Source organism: Novosphingobium capsulatum NBRC 12533 (assembly GCF_001598375.1).
In the GTDB taxonomy this organism is placed as follows: Bacteria; Pseudomonadota; Alphaproteobacteria; order Sphingomonadales; family Sphingomonadaceae; genus Novosphingobium; species Novosphingobium capsulatum.
Genome location: NZ_BCYV01000018.1, coordinates 114,217 through 136,380, shown reverse-complemented (window position 1 = coordinate 136,380; position 22,164 = coordinate 114,217). Strand labels below are relative to the sequence as shown.

Genomic DNA, 22,164 nt, shown 5'->3' with positions numbered 1-22,164 from the left:
GGGTTGCGCGGCGGCCGGCTGCGGCGCGGGCGCGGGGGCCGGCACCGAAACCGGCGGCGGCGCGGCGGCGGCGGGCACGGCAGGCGCGGGGGATGCCGGCAGGCGCACCGCCGGCATCACGGCTTCGCTGCCGATGGCGATTTCGCAATCGTCGCCCACGAAATCGAAAATGTCCCGCACGCTCGCTTCGTCAACGCTGCCGGGCATGCGGAACGTCCAGCCGAGATAGCCCATGCCGGGATCGAGCACGTCGAGGTGCGGCACCGCGCCAACCTCGCAATCGACGCAGGCGCCGCCCAGCTCCAGCACCTCGCGCAGCATCAGCATCGGCTCGCTGCCGTTGCGCATGGCGCCGGCATGGGGGCGGATCTTGACGATCCATCCGCCCGGTGCATCTTCGCCCTCGGTGGCGTTTTCCGCCTTGTCGCTGGCCGCCATGGCGCCGGCAATACTGTCGAGCATCGAATCGAAATCGAGGCCCATGTCATCGAACGCGGCGTCGTCGCTGCTGCTGCTGGCCGGTGCCGGTGCCGCTTCTGGCGCGGGCGCCGGTTCATGCGCTGCTGCCGGCGCGGCGCCGGCATTGGCGGCCATGGCGGCGGTCAGTTCGGCCTGGAGCGCGGCATCGTCGGGCGTGTCGCCCTGGCCGCGCGCGGCCATGACATGGTCGCTCAAGGTATCGAGCGCGCGCAGCAGCAGATCGATCAGCGGCTCGGTGATCGCCACGGTACCATCGCGCACGTCGGACAGCAGCGTCTCGAACGTGTGGGTATAGGCCTGCAACGCGATGAAGCCAAAGGCGCCGGCGCCACCCTTGATCGAGTGGACGCCGCGGAACACGGCATTGACGGTATCGGCGTCCTGGGTGCCTTCCTTGCACGCGGCCAGGCCCTGTTCGGCCGCAGCCAGCGATTCCTCGCATTCGGCAAAGAAGATCGCCTGGATTTCTTCCGCGTTCATGCGTGCGCTCCGTCAAAGAGTTCGGTTTCCAGCCCGATCTGGCGGGCGGCTTCGCGCAGGGCGGGCGAGGGTTCGATCACCGCGCCATCGCCGCTGCGCCGCGCGCTCACCAGAACCTGGAACATCGCCTGGCCCACATGGGTGCAGGCCGTGCCATCGATCTGCAGGGGGCCGGTGCCCAGCGCCGCCACCAGTTCGGGCAGCAGCACCTCGGCAGCCGCCCGGTCGCAGCGGGGTGGCAGAGTGATCGTGGGCATCGCGTCGGTTTCCCCTCGATAGCGCAATGACGTGAAGTCAGCTTTCTGGCGGCCGCTGCGTGGGGCGAATCGGCCGTTGCCAAGGGTTTGGCGCGGGCCGTGGGCAACACGGTGGCGGGTGGTCGACACAGGCTTAGCGGGAATGGGGAAAGGCGCGCTTTCCGCGCTCTTAGGGTGAGATACCTAGGGGCGCGGATGGAATTTGCACCGGGCTCGCTGGCTATGGATGGGCTTGCAGATGGCGCCGTGACAGTGGCGCCCAGACGAAGGTTTCATGATCCATGCACGAAGCTCGCGTTCTTGTGGTGGACGATTCGGCGGCGATGCGCGCGCTGTTTTCGGACATCCTCGACCAGACCAAGAATGTTGTCGTCGTCGGCGCTGCCGCCAATGCGGCAGACGCGCGCGAACGCATTGCGGATCTCAAACCCAACGTGATCACGCTCGACGTGGAAATGCCGGGGATGAGCGGGATCGAGTTCCTGGAAGAGATCATGGGCAGCAACCCGCTGCCGGTGGTGATGCTCTCCAGCCTGACCCAGGCCGGCACGGAAACCTCGCTCAAGGCGTTCGAGCTGGGCGCGGTGGAATGCTTTCCCAAGCCGCTCAAGGCCACGCCCGAACAGTTTGCCAAGACCGTGGGCAAGCTGGGCAAGATCGTGCTGGCGGCGGCCAATTCCAACGTACGTGACCGCTCCAAGCAGCAGGCCAAGCGCGAGGCAGCTGCGGCAGCCGAAGCGGCCAAGTTCACCTGGAACGGGCGGTTCGTGGCGTTCAGCGCCTCGATGGGCGGGATCGACGCCTTGACCACGATCCTGGCCGAATGGCCCGATGAATGCCCGCCCACGGTGATCTGCCTTCAGGCCGAACCGATGCTGGCCGAAACCTTCATCAAGCGGCTCGATACCGATCTGGGCTGCAGCGTGAAAATCGCCCGCGATGGTGCTGCCCTCGCCCAGGGCACGATCCACATCGCCGCCGATCCCGATCGCCACGTGGTGATCGAGCCGGGCCAGCCGCCCAAGATCCGCCTGATGGAGCGCGAGCCGGTGGAGGGCTCGCGTCCTTCGGCCAACCTGCTCTACGGCTCGATCGCGCGCGCCGGCATTCCGGCCGTGGGCGCACTGCTCACCGGCATGGGCAACGATGGTGCCAAGGGTTTGAAGCTGCTGCACGACAGCGGCATGGACACGATCGTGCAAGACCCCAAGAGCGCCCTGGTCAGCGAGGCGCCAAGCGCCGCAATCGAGATCGGCGCTGCCGGCCGCCAGATCGCGCTCGATGATCTGGGCGCGGCAGTGATCGGCCTGTGCAACCAGAGCTGAGCCAGGGACCAGAAACGGCAAGGCCCGGTGACGCTATGGTGTCACCGGGCCTTGTGGCTGTGCGGAAAACGCGTGATCAGTGGCCCATCATGGCCTGGCGGATTTCCAGGAAATCCTTGCGGATGGTGTCCATCTTGGCCCCGTCGAAGCGCAGCGCGCTGTCGAGCACGGTGCGCCGGGCAGACTGGTAGAGCTGGATCAGCGCAGGGCCGGTCGGCGTCTGGCTGTCCACGCCCATCTGCAGCGCGGTCAACGCCGAGACCGCGCGGGTAAGCGCCGCGCTCTTGGCGGCATTGTCGCCGGTCTTGTCGGCATAGATCGCCCGGCCGAGCGAGCCGGCCACCTGTTCCAGACACAGGTCGACCAATTGGCGCGGGTTGGCGCCGTGCACCCGCGCCTCGAAATCGACGCGGCGATAGGCTTCCCCCGGATCGCGGTTATAGCGCATGTCAGAACCCGTTGCCCCTCTGGTAATTCACGCTGCGGTTGTGCTCGGTCACGATCGCGATCGGCATCAGCCGCTCTTGTTGTTCCACGCCGTGATCTGGTTGGTCAGGAACGTCAGCGTCGATTGAGAATCCGAAACCTTGGTCGCCAGGGCGGCATAGCGCGTGAGCAACTGGCTGCGCAGCGTGGCCTGCTGGTTCTGCAGATCGGTCAATTGCGTGGTCAGCGTCGCCTGCTTGGTGCCCAGCGAGGTGATCACCCCGCCCAGCGAGCCGGGATCGGTGGTCGACGCCACCGAGCGCGAGATCGAATCGAACGTGGCATAGACGCCATAGAGGCCGTTGGTGAACATGGCCGCGACGCCATCGGGGTTCTTGCTCAGCGAATTGCCGAGTACCGTGGTATCGAGGCTGAACGTGCCATCGCGGTTGATCTTGAGGCCCAGGTCGCTGAGCGTGCTGGGCTGGCCGCTGGCGGCATTGGGCATCACCACCTTGCTGGCCAGCGTGGTCAGCGTCTGGCGCAGCGATCGCGCGCCGGGATTGTTGTTGAGCGAGCCATTGGTGGGATCGGTATCCGATGTCAGCGTGCTGACCACCTGGTTCAGCGCATCGACCAGATCGGTCATCGCCGTCTGGATCGCGCTCGATGGATCGGAAAAGGTGATCGTGGTCGGCGATCCGGTGTTGGTGCCGGTCAGCTTGAGCGTAAGGCCTGGCGCCGCATCGGTGATGGTGTTCGACGTGGCCGTGCGCGCCACGCCATCGAGCGTATAGGCCGCATCGGTGGCGGTGGACTTGAGCCGGGTGGCATCGCCCGCCGGCGTCCACGCCAGGCCAGCCAGCGTGGTATCGCCGGCAGCCGGCGTGGTTTCGATCTGAAAGCCGTTGGCCGCGCCATCGGCGCCCTTGATCACCAGTTGCGCGCCACTCGCCCCGGTGGCGACATAGGCCGAAACCCCTGCGCCCGTGGCGTTGATCTTTTGCGCCAGGGTGGACAGCGTATCGCTGCCGGTCAGCGTGATATCGACCTGCGACCGGCTGGAATCGGCAGTGAACGCGCCGCCTGCCACGCTGCCGAAGCGCAGCGTGAACGTGCCGGTTCCCACCGCGCTGGCGGTCGATGCCATGGCCGGGCTGACCAGCGTCTGCCCCTTGGCCAGCTGCGTTACTTCCAGGGTGGATGTGCCGCTGCCGGTGAGAGTGCCTTTGCTTACGGTGGCCACGCTGCTGTTGGTGATCGTGGGGGTGACCGCCAGATCGCCCGTGCGCACCCGGTCACCCAGCGAGCTGGCGAGCGAGCTGATCATCGACTTGAGCGTCGAGGCATCGGAAATCTGCGTGGCGACCTTGCTCTGCTTGGCCGTGACGGCATCGATCCGCGCGGCATATTGCGCGGCGGAAAGCTGGTCGGCCAGGCCCGAGCTGTCGATCGTGCTGGCGCCGAGCGAGGCCAGCAGCTTGGCCGTCGCCGAAGACGACGAAGTGGTCGCGGTGCTGGTCGACGCCGAAGTCGACGATGTCGATGAGGTCGTGGTCATACGTTCAAGAACGTCCGGCGGTTGAGGAGTTTAAGGGCGTTGCGCGCGCGTGGATGGCGTGCCGTCAGATCACCGCTTCGGGCCGGCCATCGGCGTCGAAGCGCAGCGCGACAGGCACGTTGACCATCGGCGCGGGCGGGGTATCGCCGCGCTTCAGTGACATGACGAACGCCAGGATCGCCGCGATCGGGCCATAGAGTTCCTCGCGGATCACCTGCCGCTCGCGCGTGGTGTAATAGACCGAGCGGGCCAGCGCGGGGTATTCCAGCGTGGGCAGGGCCAGTTCGGCCGCCAGTTCGCGCATCGCCAAGGCCTTTTCCCCGCGGCCCTTGGCCAGCACGATCGGCGCGGGCGCCAGATCGGGATCATAGGCCAGCGCCACGGCAAAGTGCGTGGGGTTGGTAATCACGAACTGCGCCTCGCGCATGGCCTTGTTGACCCCGGCCATGGCGATCTGGCGCTGGCGGCTGCGGATCGCCGCTTTCTTTTCCGGCGATCCTTCGCTTTCCTTGGTTTCGTCGCGAATTTCCTGAAGGCTCATGCGCAGGCGCATGAAACGGCACACGAACTGCACCGGAAAATCGATCAGGGCGATCACCACCAGGCCCGATGCCAGCAAGACCAGCAGCGAGAGCATGGCATCCCAGGCATAGGTCAGTTGCCCGCCCAGCGCGCCCGGGGTAATCTGCCCGCCGCCCAGGCCGACCAGCGCCATCAGCCGCCCGCGCATCCAGACATAGGCCATGGTGCCCAGCAGCGTCACCTTGGCCAGGCCCTTGGCCAGCTCGATCAGCCCCTGGATGCCGAACATGCGCGCCAGCCCCTTGGCGGGATCGAGCCGCGACCCCTTGGGCGCGAGGTTGCCCGCGTTCCACCGGCCAGACGAAAATGCCAGCTGCGACACCAGCGCCACCGCGATCAGCCCCCCGCCCAGCACCAGCACCGGCGGCAGCACATCGATCAGCGCGCGCGCCAGGCGCTGGCCCGGATCGAAATGATCCAGGCTGTCGCGATCCCAGGAAAAGCCGCTGCGCGTCACCTGGCCCAACTGGCCCAGCAGCCAGGGCCCGGCCAGCCACAGCCAGGCAATCCCGGCAAAGATTCCCGCCGCCGTGCCCAACTCGCGCGAGCGCAGCACGTCGCCATTTTGCGCGGCATCGCGTTTGCGCTTTTCGGTAGGGGCGAATGTCTTTTCGCCGCTGCCTTCGCCCTCTGCCATGGCCGCTGCGCTCCTATTTCACCAGCAGCGCCTGGGCCTGGCCCAGGCCCAGGGCGACCAGATCGGTCAGCGCATCATCGAGCAGCGGGGCCGAGGCGATCAGCGCGGCAATGCCGCCCAGCACGCCCATCGGCAGGCCCAGGGCAAAGATATTGAGGCTGGGCGCCGAGCGCGCCAGCACGCCAAAGGTCAGCTGCACCAGCAAGAGCAGCAGCACTACCGGCAGCGCGATGGCCAGGGCAGACACGAACATCTGCGTGCCGAACCCCACGATCAGGCCCATGCGATCGGGTGTGAACCAGCCGCCACCGGGCGGAAACGCGCGATAGCTTTCCACCAGCAGCGAAAACCATTGCAGGTGCGCGCCCAGGCCCAGGAAGATCACCGTGAGCAGCACCGAGAAATACTGCCCCAGCGCCGGCGAATGCGCGCCCGATACCGGATCGGCGGCGGTGGCGATGCTCATGCCCATGCTCGCGCCGATCATTTCGGCCGCGATCATCGGCGCGGCAAAGGCGAATTGCAGCACGAAGCCCAGCGCCAGCCCGATCACCACCTCGCCCGCCGTGGCCAGCAGGCCGGGCAGCGAAAACAGCGCGGCGGGTGCGGGGATCGTGGTCCAGTTGCACAGCATCACCGCCAGGCCGCCGGCCAGCACCACGCGCACCTGCATCGGCACTTGCTGGCTGCCGAACAGCGGGACGGCAAACAGCGCCGCGCCGCACCGCGTCATCAGGAAGATCATCCGCCAGAATTCGGTCTCCAGCGCGCCGAACCCGAAATTCATCGCGATCATCGTTACTGCCCCGTCGCCGCGATCTGGGCGAACACGTCGGTCATGAAATCGGCGATCAGGCCCAGCATCGCCCCGCCCAGCAGCACCAGGATCAGCGCGGTCACCGCCAGCTTGGGCACGAAGGTGAGGGTCTGTTCATTGACCGAGGTGGCCGCCTGGATGATGCCCACCACCAGGCCAACGGCCAGGCTGGCAAGCAACACCGGTGCTGCCACCAGCGCCGTGGTCCACAGCATGCGATCAGCAAGCGCGAGAAGCGAAGCCATGTCGTCCATGATCGTGCCCGCCCCTAGCCGAAGCTCGACGCCAGGCTGCCCATCAGCAGCGCCCAGCCATCGACCAGCACGAACAACAGGATCTTGAACGGCAGCGATACCACCGTGGGTGACATCATCATCATGCCCAGGCTCATCAGCACCGAGGAAACCACCAGGTCGATCACCAGGAACGGCAGGAACAGCATGAAGCCGATCTGGAACGCCGTTTTCAGCTCGCTGGTCACGAACGCGGGCAGCAGGATCGAAAAGGGAATGTCGCGCGTCGCCTGGTAATGCGGCGCCTTGGCCATGTCAGTGAACATGAGCAGGTCACGCTGGCGGGTTTGCCGCACCATGAAGGCGTGGAATTCCATGCCGGCCGTGCCGATCGCCTGCTCGGCATTGATCTGCCCGGTCGAATAGGGCTGGATCGCGTTGGCATTCACCTTGTCGAGCGTGGGCGCCATCACAAACAGCGAGAGAAACAGCGACAGCCCGATCAGGATCTGGTTGGGCGGCGATTGCTGCAGGCCCAATGCCGTGCGCAGGATCGAGAGCACGACCAGAATGCGGGTAAAGCTGGTCATCATCAGGATCAGCGAAGGCAGGATCGTGAGCAGCCCCATGATGAGCAGGAGCTGCAACGACAGCGACAGGCTGCCCTGCGACTGCGCCCCGGCGATCTGGCTGAACGCACGGTCCAGCGCGCCGGGAATGGCCGTCTGGCCCGGCGCGCTCTGGGCGAGGGCGGTGGTGGGGAGGATGAGCAGCGTCAGCGTGAGGCTTCGCACCCCCCCCCGACCCCCTCCTCTGAAGAGGAGGGGGAGAGAGGGCCGATAAGCCCCCTCCTCTTCAGAGGAGGGGGTTGGGGGGGGGTGGATGCCGCCCACAACATTGCCCCTCACGCCACATCCTCCCGCTTGCGCGCCGGCGCTTCGGCCAGGCGCACCAGGCCGTTCTTCGAGGTGGACACCAGGATCTCACGATCGTGGAATTCGATCACCGCCAGGCGCAGCGTGGGCGAAAGCATCTGCGTTTCCACGATCTTGACCGCGCGGCTGCCGGTAGAGGTGCCGAACTTGCCTTCAAAGCGCTTGGCCAGGCGCAGCGAGCCCCAGGCCATGCCGGCGATCAGCGGCAGCACGACCATCAGCTTGAGAATGTACCACAGCATCACGCCGCATCCTTGCGCGGGGCGTTTTCGCTGCCGGCCAGTTCGACGATGCGCAGGCCAAAACGATCGCCCTGGGCAACCACTTCGCCGCGCGCGATCAGCTTGCCGTTGACCATCACGTCGAGCAGTTCATCGGTCAGCCGGTCGAGCATGACCACGCTTTCCTCGGTCAGTGCCAGCACGTCCTTGAGCTTCATCTCGGTGCGGCCCAGTTCGACGGTGAGGCGCACATCGACATCCTTGAGGAAATCGAAACCGCGCGGTTGAAACGACATTGTGAAACCCCCCAATTGAAATCTTAGAAAATCTGCGAAAGCTGCACGGCCAGGCGATCGTCCACCGCGCCCACCGTGCCATGGCCGATGGTCTGCCCAGCCACGCGCAAGGGCACCGCCCGCGCCACCGGCACCGGCAGGATCTGGCCCACTTCCAGCGCGGAGATCGCCGCCAGCGGGACGCGCATGTCGACCAGCACGGCGCTGAGCGGCAGCGGCACATCGGCAAAGGGCGCGGCGCGCGGATCGGCCGGGGCATGCTCGGCGCTGGCGGGCGGGCGCTCGCCATTGGCGAACAGCGCGGCCAGCGTGTCATAGGGAAAGGCCATTTCGATCGCCCAGGCCGGGCGGCCGGGCTCGGTGATCGAAAAGACCAGCGCGACGATATGCTCGTCGTTGCCGAACGGGGCGAGGTGGTCGATGTTGCCCTCGCGGCGCAGCGGGCGGATCACGTCGGCAGTATCGGCACCCAGCGCGCTGGCCAGGCAGCCGGCCAGCATGGCTTCCAGGCGGTGCACCATCAGTTCGGCCGACAGCGGCAGTTCGCGCGGCAATTGCTGCGGTGCCACGCCGGCACCACCAAACGCGCGATCGACCAGCCGCAGCACCACTTCGCCGGCCACCATGCCCAGGATGCGGTCATTGGCCGCGCCCGCGCCAAACAGGGTATAGGCGCCCAGGTTGCGGTGGCCCATCACCTGCATCGTGGCATAATCGGAATAGACGGTGCGTTCGGGACGGCTGCATTCCACCAGCGGTTCATCGCCGCCCAGCAACCCGGCCAGGGCGCTGCCCAATTCGCGCGCCAGCTTTTCGGCCGTGCGGCTGAGCGCCGTGACCAGGTCTGCCTGGCTCGCTCCGGGGCGCAGCAGTTGCGGGCAGTGGCTTGCCACTACCCGCTCTGCCACGAATTCCCGTTCAGGCTTCATCGTCTTGCTTCCCCATTGCCCGTAAAATGCCCGTCAATCCGCAAACCTGCGGCTCACTGCACGATGAATTGCTTGAAATAGACCGCATCCACCCCGCCAAAGCCTTCGGTGTCGGTCAGCACCTTGTTGATCGCGGCGGTCATGCGCTGCTGCAGGCGCTGCTTGCCCTGGGTGGTTTCCACGTCGGTATCGGGCGTATCGGCCAAGACGGTGAGCAGGGCTGAACGGATCGCCAGCTCGTGCTTCTTCATCCACATCACCACGCGATAATCGCGGCGCGTCGATGCCGCGATCGAGGCCTGGACCAGGCGATCGCTGTCCTTGAGGTTCGAGGTGAAATCGTCGGAAAACGAATAGTAGACGGTGCGGTATTCGCTGCCGCCTTCGCCTTCCACTTCCTTGGCCCCGCCTTCGCCTTCGCCGCCTTCCTTGGCGACGGGGGCATAGGGGTCTTCCTCGCCCTTGCGGATCAGCTTGGGCTTGTTGTCTTCATGGATGACCACTTGCGGTCCACCCAGGATGTGCATGGCAAACAGGGCGTAGACCCCGCCACCACCCATCACCAGCGTGGCCACGACCACGCCGATGAGCACCACAAGACCGCCCTTTTTCTTCTTGGGCGCGTCCTTGTCCTTTTCCTTCTTGTCGCTCATGCCGGTTCCTTGATCGTCAGATGGCCAGGGGATTGAGGCGTCGATTTACGCGCGGGATCACGCGTAGACGCCGCCCTGGGCCGTGTCGGGCTCGTCGCTCCGGTCCGGCGAGCGGCGGGCGGCAAGGCCCGCGCTGTCCGGCGCCGCGGCGCGTTGCGGCTGGCGCGGATCGCCACCCTGGCCCTGTGAAGGGGTTTGTGATTGCGACTGGCCGGCAAACGCCTGGCCAGATCCACTCTGGCTGGCGCCGTTCTGGCCCGAAGTGTTCTGGCTCGATGCGTTTTGGCCTGCCGGGTTTTGGCCAGCCGAGTTTTGGTTGGCGGCCGTGCCGGCGTCTGCACGGCTGGCGGCCAGCACGGCGGGGGCAAAGCCGGGATCGGCGCTGGCCATGGTCACGGTCAGGCCATCGTCCTTTTGCCGGAACTGCAGATCGATCCGCCCGAACGTGCCGTGGGCCAGCGTGGCAGCCACCGTGGCGCCCTGGCCATCCTGGCGGGCACGGGCCACGGCATCGACCAGCGCGGCAACCTGCGCGCCGGGGATAGTGGCGTCAGGCGCCGGATCAGTGATGGCTGGCGTAGCCACTGGCTGGGGCGCGGCCACGGCGAGGGCGGAAAGGGGCAGCGGCGCCACGGCAGTGGCGCTGGCTGGTGCCAGGGGCGTTGCGGCCGGTTCGGCTTCGGCCGGTGACGCTGGCTCTGCAGAAACTGGCTGCTGCGGCTGGCGCGCCGCCAGCACCTGTTGCGTCGCAATCGGCGCAGTGGGCACAGCGGGCGCGGGGGCGTGCGCGATCGTGGTGGCAACCGGGGCAGGCGCCGGGGCAGCCGCTGCGGCTTGCGGCACCAGTGCCAGCGGTTCAGCCACGGTGGCAGCGGGCGCGTTGCTATCGGCCGGGGCGAGCGGCCGCGGTGTCGCCAGCCCGGCCGGCATCAAGGGATTCGTCGGCGTTTCCGGGCGAGGCTGGCCAGCCTGGGGCACGGCCATCGGCCCGGGCGCGGCTGGTTGCGCAAGCGCTGGCTGCATCGCTCGCGCCGGTGCCGGGGCATGCGCGATGGCCTGCTCTGGCGCGGGCGTGGCCGGGGCGGCAGGCAGCATGATTGGCGCAGGGATGCTGGCCAGGGCCAGGCTGGCTGCGGCCGGGGCCGCGACAGGGTCGGCAGGCGTTGCATCACCGGGTGCCGCCGGGGTGGCGGCTGCGGCGGTTTCGTCTGCTGTCAGATCATCGGCATCGGCATCGGCATCAGCTTTGGCAGCGTGGCGCAGGGCCAGCAGGCTGGCCATGGCGCGATGCGTCACCACCGGCATGGCGGCCGGCGGCGTTGCCTCTGGCACAGCGGGCGCCTGATCCGGCGTGACGGCCGGTGCGGCGCCGTGCGCCGGTGCTGGTGCCAGTGCTGGCGCAAGTGCAGGCGCGGTGCCGGTGACAGGCTGGCTTGTCGCCGGCGTGGTGGCAATCGGTGCGGCGGCTATCGGCGGGACCACAACTGGCCCAGCAACCGGTGCGACCACAACCGGCGCAGGGCTCGGCGCCACGGCGGGAGCCGCCGCCACAGCCACAGCTGCGACAGGAGCGGGCGCTTTAGGCGTGGCGGCCTTGCCGTTTGCCGGCAAGATATTGCCGGTTTCGGCCAGCAGGCTTGCCGTGGCAGGCAGCGGCAGTTCCGCCGGGGCGGCAGGCGCGCTCAGCTCGGCCGGAATGGCGGCGGTGGCGGGCAGGGCCGCTGGCAGGGTCTCTGCCGTGTCGAGAAGCGCAGCAAATCCGGTGGTTTCGCCCGGTTGCGCCGGTCCGACGACAATCGCTGCCGTCACGCCCGCCATGATGGCGGGGGCGGATGAAGCGGCAGTGGGGGTGGCAATCGATACCATCGCGGTACAAGCTCCTGGGCGGTATGCCCACGGTTAATTCAAGAGCCGTGCCAATCGCGCGAATGCGGCATAGGGATGGTTTCGGATGCGGGGTCTTCGCGGTTGCGTGCGGCGCCCAGCGGGGTGCCGGCCTGGGCGCGGACTCGGGCCAGGGCCTGCGCCTCTGCCGCGATGCGATCGGCCACGGCAGCGCGGCGGCGCTCGGCCGCGGCCACTTCGGCGGCGCGGGCATCGGCAATGCGGCGGGCGGTGTCGATTTCGCCGGCAGTGCTGCGGGCAATGCGTTCGAGACCCGCGCGAAATGCGCCAAGGTGGGCCAATGCCGCACCATCATCGGCATCGGTGCGCGCGGCATAGCTGTCTGCCAGTGTGCCGGTGCGCTCGGCCAGATGTTGCAACTGGGTCAGCGTGCTTTCGGCCTGACCGGCGGCCAGCATCGCCTGGCGATGGCCGATCTCGCGCAGCTTTTCCAGCCGGCGCAGCCGCACCAGCCGCTGGTTGCGGGCCTTGATCGTCATGGCGCGCTCAGCTGCCCAGCAACTGGGTCAATTGGTTAATGCAGCTGTCCAGTGGCACGATGTCCTGCGCGGGTTGCATCAGGAAATCGGCCAGCGCGCCGTGCATGGCGATCGCCTGGTCCAGCTGCGGGTCGGCCCCCTGGCGATAGGCGCCCATCAGCACCAGATCGCGGTTGGCCTCATAGGCGGCGATCAGCGCGCGAAACTGCCGGGCCAGGGCCTGATGCTGCGGGCTGGTGATGTCGGTCATCACCCGGCTCAGCGAGGCGGGAATGTCGATCGCGGGATAGTGCCCGCGCTGCGCCAGATCGCGCGAGAGCACGATGTGCCCATCCAGGATCGAGCGGGCGGTATCGACCACCGGATCGTCCTGGTTGTCGCCATCGGCCAGCACGGTGTAGAGCCCGGTGATCGAGCCGCCACTGGCCGCCGAATTGCCGGCGCGCTCGACCAGCTTGGTGATCGTGGCCAGCGCCGAAGGGGGATAGCCGCGCGCCGCGCCGGGTTCGCCCAGCAGCAGCGCGATTTCGCGCCCGGCATGGGCCACACGCGTCAGGCTGTCCATGATCAGCAGCACGCGCCGGCCTTGGGCGCGGAAGTATTCGGCCAGCGCCGTGGCCATCATCGCCCCGCGAATGCGCAAGTTGGGCGCATGGTCGGCCGGCACGGCGATCACCGCGCTATGCGCGCGCTTGTTGCCGGCCATGTGCCGCTCGACAAAGTCCGACACTTCGCGGGCGCGCTCGCCGATCAGGCCGACGATGACGATTTCGGCCTGGGCGCCATGGGCGACCATGTCGAGCAGGACAGATTTGCCCACGCCCGATCCGGCCATGATGCCGATGCGCTGGCCCACGCCGAACGTGGTCAGGGCGTTGAGCGCGCGCACCCCGGTATCGAATGATTGCCGCACCGGGCTGCGATCGAGCGCGCCGGCGCGCACGCCACCTGCCGGCCATTCGGCATGGGTGGCGAGCGGCGGTCCACCGTCGATGGGATGGCCTTCGCCATCCACCGCGCGGCCGAGGAATGCCTCGCCCACCGGCACCATGCCGGGCCGCCCTTCGGGCCGCACATAGGCGCCCGGGCGCAACAGCACCGGATCGCCCAGCAGCATCATCAGGCTGCGGCCATTGCGAAAGCCGATGACTTCGGCCGCCAGATCGCCGCGCCCGTGGGCGATGCGGCATTGCGTGCCGATCGGCACCGACAGGCCCGACACTTCCAGCAGCCCGCCATCGCAGGCGCTGAGCCGGCCATAGCGGCGCGGGGCAAGATCGGGATGGGCGCCAGCCAGGCGAGCCAGCAATGGCAGCGCGGGATGCAGGCCGCCGATGGTGCGATCAAGGCTGCTGCCATCGGCTGGCGGCATCAGCATTGCCGCAGCGCCTCTTCCACCGCGCGGCGCCATTGCAGCGGGCCATCTTCCACCCCGCCCAGCGCTCCATCGACGCGCACGGCGCCACGTTCCAGGCTGGAATCGGGCTCGCAGTGCCAGTCTTCGGGCAAGTGCTGGCCCACCAGCGCCAGGTCTTCGGGATGCAGGCGGATCACGCGGGCATCTTCGGCGCGGGCCAGCATCTGCGCGGCGCGGCGCACGCGCTGCTCCAGCGCGGCAGGATCGATCGCGGCATCGGCCAGCACCGCTTCGCACAGGGCCAGCACGGTCTGGCGCAGGCGCTGCTCCAGCGCATCGATCTGCGCGGCGTCCATCGCGCGCAAGGCGCTTTCGATACGGTGGCGCGCGGCGTCCTGGGTGGCGGCATCGGCCTGTGCCTGGGCCAGTGCGGCGGCTTGGCCGGCGGCAAAACCATCGGCGCGGGCGCGCTCGATCGGGTCTTCGCGCTCAGGCTCGGGCATGGCGGCAAATTCGGCCGTTGCAGGCGCCACTGGTATCCGGGCAAAGCGCGGGTCGAGCGTAAAGCCCTGCGATTGCGCCGGCACCGCGCCCCAGGCGCGCAGCGTGCGCCCGGGTTCGGGAATGCGCAGCAGGTCAGACATAGTCATCATCACCCGAACCGAACACGATCACCCCTTCGGCCGAAAGGCGGCGGGCGGCGGTGATCATGGCCTTTTGCGCCTCGGTCACCTCGGCGCGCTTGAGGCGGCCGCGCGCGGCGATCTCGTCGCGCACGCCATCGGCGGCGCGGCTCGACATGGCGCGGAAGAACACCTCGCGCTGCGGTTCCTCAATGCCCTTGAGCGCGGCGATCAGCGTGTCGCTGTCCACCTCGCGCAGCATGGCGCCCATCGATTGCGCATCCAGCACATAGAGATGTTCGAACTTGAACATCTCGTTCTCGATTTCCTTGGCGAGGGCTTTGTCCATCTTGGTGAGTTCGGGCATGACCCGCTTCTCCACCGCCTTGGCTGCGACGTTGATGATCTCGGCCGCCTCGCGCGGGCCACCCATGGTCAGGGCAGAGCGGCTGTGGATCGCCACGATGCGGCGGGTCAGCACTTCTTCCAGCATGCGCAGCGCCTCGGCCGAGACCTTGCCCAGCGTGGCGATGCGGTGGACCACCTGGGTCTGGATCGTTTCGGGCAGGCCGTGCAGCACGGCGGCGGCCACTTCCGGGTCGATCTGCACCAGCAGCACGGCAATTGCCTGGGGATGCTCGCCGCGCACCAGTGGGATCAGCACTTCGGGGTTGAGCCAGCGTGCCAGTTCCAGCGCCGAGGTATCCTGCGCCGCTTCGGGCGCGATGCGGTGCATCAGGTTGACGGCCTTCACCTCGCCCACCGCGCGCGTCATCAGATCGCGCACCTGGCCCACGCGATCGTGCGCGGTCAGGCCCAGGCGCTCGGTCCGCTCGACAAAGCCGGTGATCGACTGGGCAATGGCCACCGGGCCGATCTCGCCCAGCGCACACATCTTTTCGCCCAGCAGGCGCAGTTCCTTGGGATCGAGCTGCGCCAGCAGATCGGCCGCCTGCTGGTCTTCCAGCAGCATGACCATGACGGCGGCCAGTTCGGGATCGGTCATGCTGCCCAAACCCTCTGCCATGTCGCTGTCCATGTTATGAGGCGCCTTCTTCGCTCGGTTCCTTCAGCATCTGGCGCAGCACGGCCACGGCGCTGTCGGGCTTTTCCTGGACCAGGCGCTGGGCCAGGCCCACCTGGCGGCTGAGCAGTTCGGTATCGATCGCGCCGGTTTCATCTTGCGCTGGCGCCAGCATCGGCTTGATCATGCCGGTGGTGGGCCCAGGGCCGATCTCGCGGCTTGGGCGCGGGGCGTTGGGATCGGCAGCGGCCTCGGCGCGTGCGGCGTTGGCCTCCTCGGCGTCCTCGTCGTCGTCATCGCTGGCGGCGGCCTTGCCCTTCTTGCGGGCGTCCTTGCCCTTGGCCGATGCACCGCCATCGCGGCGCAGCGCCTTGATCAGCGGGCGCACGCCCAGCAGCAGCGTCAAAAGCACCGCCACCAGCGCCACGCCGTTGCGCACCGCCATGGCAAACCAGGGCTGTTCATAGAACTTGGGCGGGGTAATGTCGGCCGGATTGAACGCGCGCACCGCCACGGCCACCTGATCGCCGCGCGTGGGATCGGCGCCCACGGCCGCGCTCACCAGTTGCTTGATCTGGTCGATATCGGCCGGCTTGGCCTTGGCCAGCACCGCCGAAGACAGCGCCACAGCCACGGTCAGGCGGCGGATCTTGCCCGGTGTGTTGTTGGTCACCGCCACTTCGCGGCCCAGCTCATAGGTTTTCGAGGACGAGCTTTCGCCATTGCTGGGCGCCGCGCCCGATGGGCTGGGCGAGGGCGTGCCCTGCGGCGCGCCAACCGCGGCGGTGGTGGGCGCGGGCGGGGTGTTGGACAAGACACCCGGCACGCCCACCGCGCCCGGCCCGCTGGTCTGCGAGGCGGATTGCTGCTCGGTGCGCACCGCGCCCTGCTTGTCATAGCTTTCGCGGGCAGAGGTCACCTGGTCCATGTCCAGATCGACCTGCACCTCGCTGGAAAAGTTGCCTTCGCCCAGCATCGGGGTCAGCAGCTGGGAAATCTGCTCGCGCAGTTTGTCTTCCAGCCGGCCCTGGATTTCCAGGCGATCAGCATCGCCCGGCTTGTCGGCCGACAGCAGGCGCCCGTGCTGGTCGATCACCTTGACCGCATCGACCGAGAGTTCCGGCACCGATCCGGCCACCAGGTTGACGATCGCCGAGACCTGGCTGGTGGCCAGTTGCCGCCCCTTGGCCAGGCGCACCATGACCGAGGCAGAGGGCGCGGCGGTATCGCGCACGAAGACCGATTTTTCCGGCTGGGCCAGGTGCACGCGCACCGCCTCCACCCCGTCGATCTGCATGATGGTCAGTTCCAGCTCGCGCTCGCGCGCGGCTTGCAGCCGCTGCCCTTCCAGGGTGCGGCTGGCGCCCATCGGCAGCTTGTCGATCATCTGCTCGCCGGTTTCGGGCGTGGCCACTGCGCCATCGGATGCCGCCACCATGCGCGCCTTGTAGAGGTCGTTTTCCCCCACGGTGATCGCGCCGGTGGAATTGTCGATGTGATAGGCGATCGCCGCCTTATCGAGCGCGGCCGTCACCTGCGCGCGCTCGGCATCCGACAGATCGGAATAGAGCATGCGCTGCGGCGCGGGCGCCATGGTCAGCCACAACAGCCCGGTCAGCCCGGCGGCGGTAATGCCGCCGAACCAAGGCAACATGCGGCGCAGCGGCGGCTGGCGCAGGAATGCGCCCATCCGTGCCGGCAGGGCACCGCCGGCCGGATCGGTCAAGGGCGCCAGAAGCGAGGGTGGCGGGCTGCCACCGGCCCCCACGGGAACCAGATCGGCCATCTATCAGACCCCCATCCGCATGATGTCCTGGTAGGCGGTCAACAGCTTGTTGCGCACCTGCAGCGTGGCTTCAAAGGCAACGCCGGCTTCCTGGCGGGCCAGCATCACCTTGGCGACATCGACCGTCTCGCCCTTTTCATAGGCCGCGCTGATGCCGTCGGCCTTGGTCTGGCTGGCATTGACCGTGTCGAGCGCCGACTTGAGCGCGTCGGTAAAGCCACCGGTCGGCGAATTGGTTTCGGCCGGTAACCCGCTTTCAGGCGTGCGGATCTGTCGCAGCAGGTGCGAGCGATCGATGATCTGCTGGCGCATGGCCATGATCTGCTGGATGCCGCCCCCGGCGCCTATGCCGTTGATCGCGCTCATCGCCGGCCTCCCGCCACGGCAATGCCGGCTTCACGGAAGCTGGCCAGGCGATAGCGCAGGGTGCGTTCGGAAATGCCCAGTTGGCGCGCCGCTTCCACGCGGCTGCCGCCGCACGCTTCCAGCGTGGCCAGGATCGCGCGCGCTTCGGACAGCTGGACAATGTTGGACAGCTTGCCCGCCTGGGGCGCGCGCACTTCGGCCAGCGCCGCATCGCTGGCGGGGCTGCGCGCGGGGCGATCGAACACGATATGCTCAGGCCCGATTTCGGCCTGGTCGCCGGCCAGCAGCAGGGCGCGGCGTACCACGTTTTCCAGCTCGCGCACATTGCCTGGCCAGCCGTGGCAGCCCAGCATGGCCAGCGCTGCGTCCGACAGCCAGGGCAGCGGCCGATCGGCTGGCGCGTGGCGCATCATCAGGGCAAAGGCCAGCGGCGCGATATCATCGGGCCGCTCGGCCAGCGCGCGCAGCGTCAGCGGAAAAACGTTGAGCCGGTAATAGAGATCGGCGCGGAACCGCCCGTCCTCCACCTCGGTTGGCAGATCGCGGTTGGCGCAGGCGATGATGCGCACATCCACCTTGACCGGCTGGGTCGCGCCCAGCGGCACCACTTCGCCTTCCTGCAGCGCGCGCAGCAGCTTGGCTTGCAGCGACAGCGGCATTTCGGCGATTTCATCCAGCAGCAGCGTGCCGCCATGGGCCGCGCGGAAAAAGCCTTCGCCGGCCGCGCTGGCGCCGGTGAACGCGCCCTTCTGGTGGCCGAACAGCAGCGCTTCCAGCATGGTTTCGGGCATGGCGGCGCAGTTGACGCCGATGAACGGCTTGTTGTGGCGGGGGCTGGCGGCGTGGATGAACCGGCTCAACACTTCCTTGCCGGTGCCGGTGGGGCCGTTGATCAGCACGGGGATGTCGCTGACGGCCAGACGCTCGGCCAGCGCCAGGATCGATAGAGTTTCGGGATCGGCGGCAATCGGCATGCCGGGCGCGGTGGCGCAGGCGATGATCGCGGCCAGCGCGCTTTCCGACAGCGGATCGGCATAGCGCACCACGTGGCGCTTGCCATTGGCCATGCGCGCCAGCGCCGGCTGCGCCCCGCGTTCCAGCACCACCGCCGGGCGGCGCGGATCGAGCGCGCCCACATCGGTCGAATCGGCCAGCACGGGCAGGGGGCCCATGCCCGGCGTATTGAGCACCGCTGCAGCGCGCATGATCAGCGCGCCGTGGCGCGCCTGCGCCTGCCCGCTTATCGGCAATCTGTCGCCGCAATCGCTGTTCATCACTTTGACCCCCGTCTTAACCATATCCACGACGCTGTTTTTCGCGCGAAACCGTCAAATGGTGTGAAACTTTAAGATCAGCGACGGTGCTAAGGGGAAACACGTATATGGCGCCGCCGCAAAACCGCTGACCGGCAAGATTTTGCCCTTAAATTGCCGCCCATCCTGCCGGTCTTTGCCGTGCAGCCGGTCAATCCCTGGACTGGCAGCGATTGGGGTCTGTCCCGAAAATCGGAGAAACATCATGGCGGTAATCAACACCAACGTCAGCGCCATCAAGGCGGCCAACGCTTCCAACTCGGCAAGCAAGCTGGCTGCAACCGCGATGGAACGCCTGTCGACCGGCAAGCGAATCAACAGTGCCAAGGACGATGCGGCGGGCCTGGCCATTTCCACGACCATGACCGCGCAGATCACCGGCATGTCGCAGGGCGTGCGCAACGCCAACGACGGCATCTCGATGGCGCAGACGGCCGAAGGCGCGCTCAGCGAAGTGACCAACATGCTGCAGCGCGTGCGCGAACTGGCCGTGCAGTCGAAGTCGGACACCTACCAGCAGTCTGACCGCGACGCGATGCAGTCGGAAGTCTCGAACCTGAATGCCCAGATTTCCGACGTGCTCAACAATACCGAGTTCAACGGCAACAAGGTGTTCAAGGTCGCCAGCGGCACGGCGGCCACCGACGGCAGCGACGACGTGAAAAGCTCGATCCAGACCGGTGCCAACACCACCGACACGGTCGACCTCGTCAGCAAGGCGTTCTCGGGCGTCAACCTGTTCGGCGGCACTGACACGTCCTACAGCGCCACCTCGACCACCCAGGCGCTCGACGTGTCCGACACCGGCAAGGCTTCGACCACGATGGACAACGTCGATGCCGCGCTCAAGGAAGTGAACGCCACGCGCGCCACGCTCGGTGCCGGCCAGAACCGCCTCAGCTCGGTGGTCAACAACCTGAACGACAACATCACCAATCTGTCGGATGCCCGTTCGCGTATTCAGGATACCGACTACTCGGCCGAAACCACCCAGATGGCCAAGGCCCAGATCCTGGCCCAGGCTTCGACCGCGATGATCTCGCAGGCCAACCAGAATCAGCAGAACGTGCTGACGCTGCTGCGCTGATCCCAGCTGCCAATACCCGGTTCTCCACGGTGCCGGCGATTCCCCTGGGGATCGCCGGCCATCGTCGTTGTGGCGATCAAGTCTTCGGCTGGTGCAGCAGGCCGTGGGCAAAGATGCGCGCGGCGTGCGCGGCGTGGCAGCGAATCGTGTCCGCGTCGGGCGCTGGCATCACGCCCACCGCCACGCGCATGTGCAGCTTGCCCCGCACCATGCCCAGGAACTGGTCTGCTGCCAAACGCGGATCGGGCAGGGCCAGGCCGCGCTGGCCGGCCACGCGTTGCAGCACGGCCGCCAGGGTAGTGCCGGCAATTTCCGGCCCGCAGCGGAAGAACATCTCTGCCGCTTCGTGGAATTGCACCCCGTCGGCATGGACCATGCGATAGACATCGATCGAGCGCTGGCTGCACAGCCCGGACAGGAAGCGCGTGCCGAAATCGGTAAGAATGCCCTCAAGGTCATCCGATTCGGTTTCCGCCAGTTCCTGAAGCGAGGCCATGACCGCGCCGCAGCCGCGCATCAGCACCGCTTCAAACAACTGCTCCTTCGATGGAAAATACTTGTAAAGCGTGGCCTTGGAACCGCCCAGCTCGGCCGCGATGGCTGACATCGAGGTGGCGCCATAGCCCGTCTGCGTGAACACCTGCGTGGCCACGGACAGGATGTTTTCCCGCCGCTCATCGGGCGAACAGCGTTTGAGTCTGCAATTGGACGGGTTAGTGACCATTCCGTACACATAGCTGTTGACAGGCGCAGTGCAAGGGCGCAGTTGAAGATTAGTGACCGATCCGTACACGGTCGTCCCGTTCCCGATTGCGCAAAGGCCCTGCATGACTGCCTCCCCCGCCGGTCTTTCCAACCGCGCGTCAGCCCTGTTTTCCCCCATGGTGTCTCCCGCCGCCGCGATTCGGCCGTTCTGGCGCGCGCCGCTGGTTAGCGGCCTGGCCATGGCGGGCCTGCTGGCCGGCTGTGCCCCCGTTCCCGATCTCGGCCAAAAGCCGGCGCTGCGCCAGGCAACCGCCACCGATCTGGCGCTGCCCGCGTCCGCGCCAGCACAGTCGGTTACGCCGGCCGATTGGCCTGCGGCCGATTGGTGGCAGGCGCTGCGCGATCCGCAGCTGTCCGCGCTGATCGCGGAAGGCGTGGCCAATTCTCCCACGCTGGCTCAGGCCGATGCCCGCCTGCGCGCCGCGCGCGGTCTCGCCCAGGCCAGCGGGGCGGCTTTGCTGCCCGGCATTTCCGCCAGCGCCAACGCGGCCGAAGCCAAGCAGAGCTACAACAACGGCATTCCCCCCGCCTTCGTGCCGCACGGCTGGAACGATACCGGTGCGGCCTCGCTCAGCCTCAGCTACGAACTGGATTTCTTTGGCAAGAACCGCGCCGCCCTGCGCGCTGCCACCTCAGAGGCGCAGGCCGCCGAATATGAGGCGCAGGCCGCCCGCCTCGCCATCGCCACAGGCGTTGCCGATGCCTATGCCACCCTGGCCCGCGCCGCCGCCGCCCGCGATGTGCGGGCCCAGGCGCTGCAACTGCGCGAGGATACCGCCAAGCTGGTGCGCCAGCGCGTGGTCAATGGGCTCGATACCCGGGCCGAGCAGCGCCAGGCAGAGGCTGGCATCCCGGTTGCCCGCGCCGATCTGGTGGCGGCTGACGAGGCGATTGCCCTGGCCCGCCATGCCCTGGCCGTGCTGATCGGGGCGCCGCCCGCGCGCGGCGATGCGATTGCCCTGCCACAGCTTGCCACGCTTGCGCCGCAGGGCCTGCCCGCCAACCTGGCGCTCGATCTGGTTGGCCGCCGTGCCGATATTGCCGCTGCCCGCGCGCGGGCAGAGGCTGCCGCGGCGCGGGTGCAGGTGGCGCATGCCGCGTTCTATCCCAACGTCAACCTGATGGGCTTCATCGGCGTGCAGGCGCTTGGCCTCAGCAACCTGACGGCGAGCGGTTCCGATGCCGGATCGATCGGCCCGGCGATCAGCCTGCCGCTGTTTTCGGGCGGGCGCATCGCCGGTGGCTATCGCCAGGCGCGCGCCAGCTATGACGAGGCCGTGGCGAGCTATGACGATACGCTGCTCAAGGCGCTGCGCGATGTGGCCGATGCCGCCGCCTCCCGGCAATCGATCGATGCCCAGCGTGCCCAGCTGCAACAGGCGGTGGCCGCCTCTGACGATGCCTATCGCATCGCCCGCCGCCGTTACGAAGCTGGCCTGTCCACCTATCTGTCGGTCCTGTCGGCGCAGGATGCCCTGCTCGCCAACCGGCGCCTGCTGGCCGATCTCCAGGCCCGCACCCTGTCTGCCCACGTGGCGCTGGTGCGCGCCCTGGGCGGCGGCTTCCGCGCCGGCTGACCGCCGACGCGCTGCCGTTTGCCTGATCCCTGTTCTTCTTCTTTCTGATG

The 22,164-nt window shown here is 67.7% G+C and carries 25 protein-coding genes; 4 read left to right on the top strand and 21 right to left on the bottom strand.

What is annotated here, in order from left to right:
* Both SCA01S_RS16770 and SCA01S_RS16765 read right to left on the bottom strand, forming a co-directional pair.
* A partial coding sequence (locus SCA01S_RS16770; RefSeq protein ID WP_174544806.1) for an Hpt domain-containing protein occupies positions 1-960 on the bottom strand: 960 nt, incomplete at its 3' end.
* The gene (locus tag SCA01S_RS16765) at positions 957-1,217 is read right to left on the bottom strand and encodes an STAS domain-containing protein (RefSeq protein WP_022678594.1); all 261 of its coding nucleotides are present in this window, start codon (positions 1,215-1,217) and stop codon (positions 957-959) included. The genes SCA01S_RS16770 and SCA01S_RS16765, both read right to left, overlap by 4 nt.
* Before the next feature lie 281 nt (positions 1,218-1,498).
* On the opposite strand from SCA01S_RS16765, the gene SCA01S_RS16760 reads away from it, so the two are divergent.
* On the top strand, positions 1,499-2,542 hold the full coding sequence (locus SCA01S_RS16760; RefSeq protein WP_062787678.1) for a chemotaxis protein CheB: 1,044 nt from the start codon (positions 1,499-1,501) through the stop codon (positions 2,540-2,542).
* A gap of 76 nt (positions 2,543-2,618) precedes the next feature.
* On the opposite strand, the gene SCA01S_RS16755 is transcribed toward SCA01S_RS16760, so the two are convergent.
* From SCA01S_RS16755 to SCA01S_RS16670, 18 genes are all read right to left on the bottom strand, one after another.
* Entirely contained in the window at positions 2,619-2,990 is a 372-nt protein-coding gene (locus SCA01S_RS16755) for a flagellar export chaperone FliS (RefSeq protein WP_062787677.1), read from the bottom strand.
* A 66-nt stretch (positions 2,991-3,056) separates the two neighbouring features.
* A complete protein-coding gene (gene fliD / locus SCA01S_RS16750; RefSeq protein WP_062787675.1) occupies positions 3,057-4,529 on the bottom strand; it encodes a flagellar filament capping protein FliD in 1,473 nt (490 codons plus the stop codon).
* Between the two features lie 64 nt (positions 4,530-4,593).
* Positions 4,594-5,748: an EscU/YscU/HrcU family type III secretion system export apparatus switch protein gene (locus SCA01S_RS16745; protein WP_062787673.1), complete on the bottom strand. Its 1,155-nt coding sequence runs from the start codon at positions 5,746-5,748 to the stop codon at positions 4,594-4,596.
* Between the two features lie 13 nt (positions 5,749-5,761).
* Positions 5,762-6,544: a flagellar biosynthetic protein FliR gene (gene fliR, locus SCA01S_RS16740; protein WP_022678599.1), complete on the bottom strand. Its 783-nt coding sequence runs from the start codon at positions 6,542-6,544 to the stop codon at positions 5,762-5,764.
* A gap of 2 nt (positions 6,545-6,546) precedes the next feature.
* Positions 6,547-6,819, bottom strand: a complete 273-nt coding sequence (locus tag SCA01S_RS16735; RefSeq protein ID WP_022678600.1) for a flagellar biosynthetic protein FliQ — start codon at positions 6,817-6,819, stop codon at positions 6,547-6,549.
* 14 nt (positions 6,820-6,833) lie between these two features.
* Positions 6,834-7,571, bottom strand: coding sequence for a flagellar type III secretion system pore protein FliP (gene fliP / locus SCA01S_RS16730; RefSeq protein WP_245652723.1), 738 nt, complete (start codon positions 7,569-7,571; stop codon positions 6,834-6,836).
* 131 nt (positions 7,572-7,702) lie between these two features.
* Complete coding sequence (locus tag SCA01S_RS16725) at positions 7,703-7,975, bottom strand: flagellar biosynthetic protein FliO (protein WP_054132429.1); 273 nt, start codon at positions 7,973-7,975, stop codon at positions 7,703-7,705.
* Positions 7,975-8,250 carry a flagellar motor switch protein FliN gene (gene fliN, locus SCA01S_RS16720; protein WP_062787670.1) on the bottom strand — a complete coding sequence of 92 codons (276 nt, stop codon included), beginning with the start codon at positions 8,248-8,250 and terminating at the stop codon, positions 7,975-7,977. The genes SCA01S_RS16725 and fliN overlap by 1 nt, the downstream gene beginning before the upstream one ends.
* A 23-nt stretch (positions 8,251-8,273) precedes the next feature.
* Complete coding sequence (locus SCA01S_RS16715) at positions 8,274-9,179, bottom strand: FliM/FliN family flagellar motor switch protein (protein WP_062787668.1); 906 nt, start codon at positions 9,177-9,179, stop codon at positions 8,274-8,276.
* Between the two features lie 53 nt (positions 9,180-9,232).
* Positions 9,233-9,832, bottom strand: a complete 600-nt coding sequence (locus SCA01S_RS16710; RefSeq protein WP_062787667.1) for a flagellar basal body-associated FliL family protein — start codon at positions 9,830-9,832, stop codon at positions 9,233-9,235.
* Between the two features lie 57 nt (positions 9,833-9,889).
* The gene (locus SCA01S_RS16705) at positions 9,890-11,698 is read right to left on the bottom strand and encodes a hypothetical protein (protein WP_157089020.1); all 1,809 of its coding nucleotides are present in this window, start codon (positions 11,696-11,698) and stop codon (positions 9,890-9,892) included.
* Between the two features lie 38 nt (positions 11,699-11,736).
* Positions 11,737-12,216: a hypothetical protein gene (locus SCA01S_RS16700; protein ID WP_062787663.1), complete on the bottom strand. Its 480-nt coding sequence runs from the start codon at positions 12,214-12,216 to the stop codon at positions 11,737-11,739.
* Between the two features lie 7 nt (positions 12,217-12,223).
* Positions 12,224-13,588, bottom strand: coding sequence for a FliI/YscN family ATPase (locus SCA01S_RS16695; protein WP_062787703.1), 1,365 nt, complete (start codon positions 13,586-13,588; stop codon positions 12,224-12,226).
* Positions 13,588-14,226 carry a FliH/SctL family protein gene (locus SCA01S_RS16690; protein ID WP_062787662.1) on the bottom strand — a complete coding sequence of 213 codons (639 nt, stop codon included), beginning with the start codon at positions 14,224-14,226 and terminating at the stop codon, positions 13,588-13,590. Before SCA01S_RS16690 ends, SCA01S_RS16695 begins: the two co-directional genes overlap by 1 nt.
* Positions 14,210-15,235 (bottom strand): flagellar motor switch protein FliG, encoded by a 1,026-nt coding sequence (gene fliG, locus SCA01S_RS16685; protein WP_245652709.1) that lies wholly within the window; start codon positions 15,233-15,235, stop codon positions 14,210-14,212. The genes SCA01S_RS16690 and fliG overlap by 17 nt, the downstream gene beginning before the upstream one ends.
* Position 15,236: 1 nt before the next feature.
* Positions 15,237-17,006 (bottom strand): flagellar basal-body MS-ring/collar protein FliF, encoded by a 1,770-nt coding sequence (gene fliF, locus SCA01S_RS16680; RefSeq protein WP_062787660.1) that lies wholly within the window; start codon positions 17,004-17,006, stop codon positions 15,237-15,239.
* A gap of 3 nt (positions 17,007-17,009) precedes the next feature.
* On the bottom strand, positions 17,010-17,372 hold the full coding sequence (gene fliE, locus SCA01S_RS16675; RefSeq protein WP_062787658.1) for a flagellar hook-basal body complex protein FliE: 363 nt from the start codon (positions 17,370-17,372) through the stop codon (positions 17,010-17,012).
* Positions 17,369-18,577, bottom strand: a complete 1,209-nt coding sequence (locus SCA01S_RS16670; RefSeq protein ID WP_157089019.1) for a sigma-54 interaction domain-containing protein — start codon at positions 18,575-18,577, stop codon at positions 17,369-17,371. The genes fliE and SCA01S_RS16670 overlap by 4 nt, the downstream gene beginning before the upstream one ends.
* Between SCA01S_RS16670 and SCA01S_RS22335 the strand changes: the two genes are divergently transcribed.
* Positions 18,576-18,713: a hypothetical protein gene (locus SCA01S_RS22335; protein WP_157089018.1), complete on the top strand. Its 138-nt coding sequence runs from the start codon at positions 18,576-18,578 to the stop codon at positions 18,711-18,713. The two genes, SCA01S_RS16670 and SCA01S_RS22335, sit on opposite strands and share 2 nt — an antisense overlap.
* Positions 18,714-18,890: 177 nt before the next feature.
* Complete coding sequence (locus SCA01S_RS16665; protein ID WP_062787656.1) at positions 18,891-19,772, top strand: flagellin N-terminal helical domain-containing protein; 882 nt, start codon at positions 18,891-18,893, stop codon at positions 19,770-19,772.
* Positions 19,773-19,848: 76 nt separating this feature from the next.
* Here the strand turns inward: SCA01S_RS16665 and SCA01S_RS16660 are convergent, their stop codons facing one another.
* On the bottom strand, positions 19,849-20,496 hold the full coding sequence (locus SCA01S_RS16660; protein ID WP_062787654.1) for a TetR/AcrR family transcriptional regulator: 648 nt from the start codon (positions 20,494-20,496) through the stop codon (positions 19,849-19,851).
* A gap of 103 nt (positions 20,497-20,599) precedes the next feature.
* On the opposite strand from SCA01S_RS16660, the gene SCA01S_RS16655 reads away from it, so the two are divergent.
* The gene (locus SCA01S_RS16655; RefSeq protein WP_327195864.1) at positions 20,600-22,114 is read left to right on the top strand and encodes an efflux transporter outer membrane subunit; all 1,515 of its coding nucleotides are present in this window, start codon (positions 20,600-20,602) and stop codon (positions 22,112-22,114) included.
* Positions 22,115-22,164: the final 50 nt, after the last annotated feature.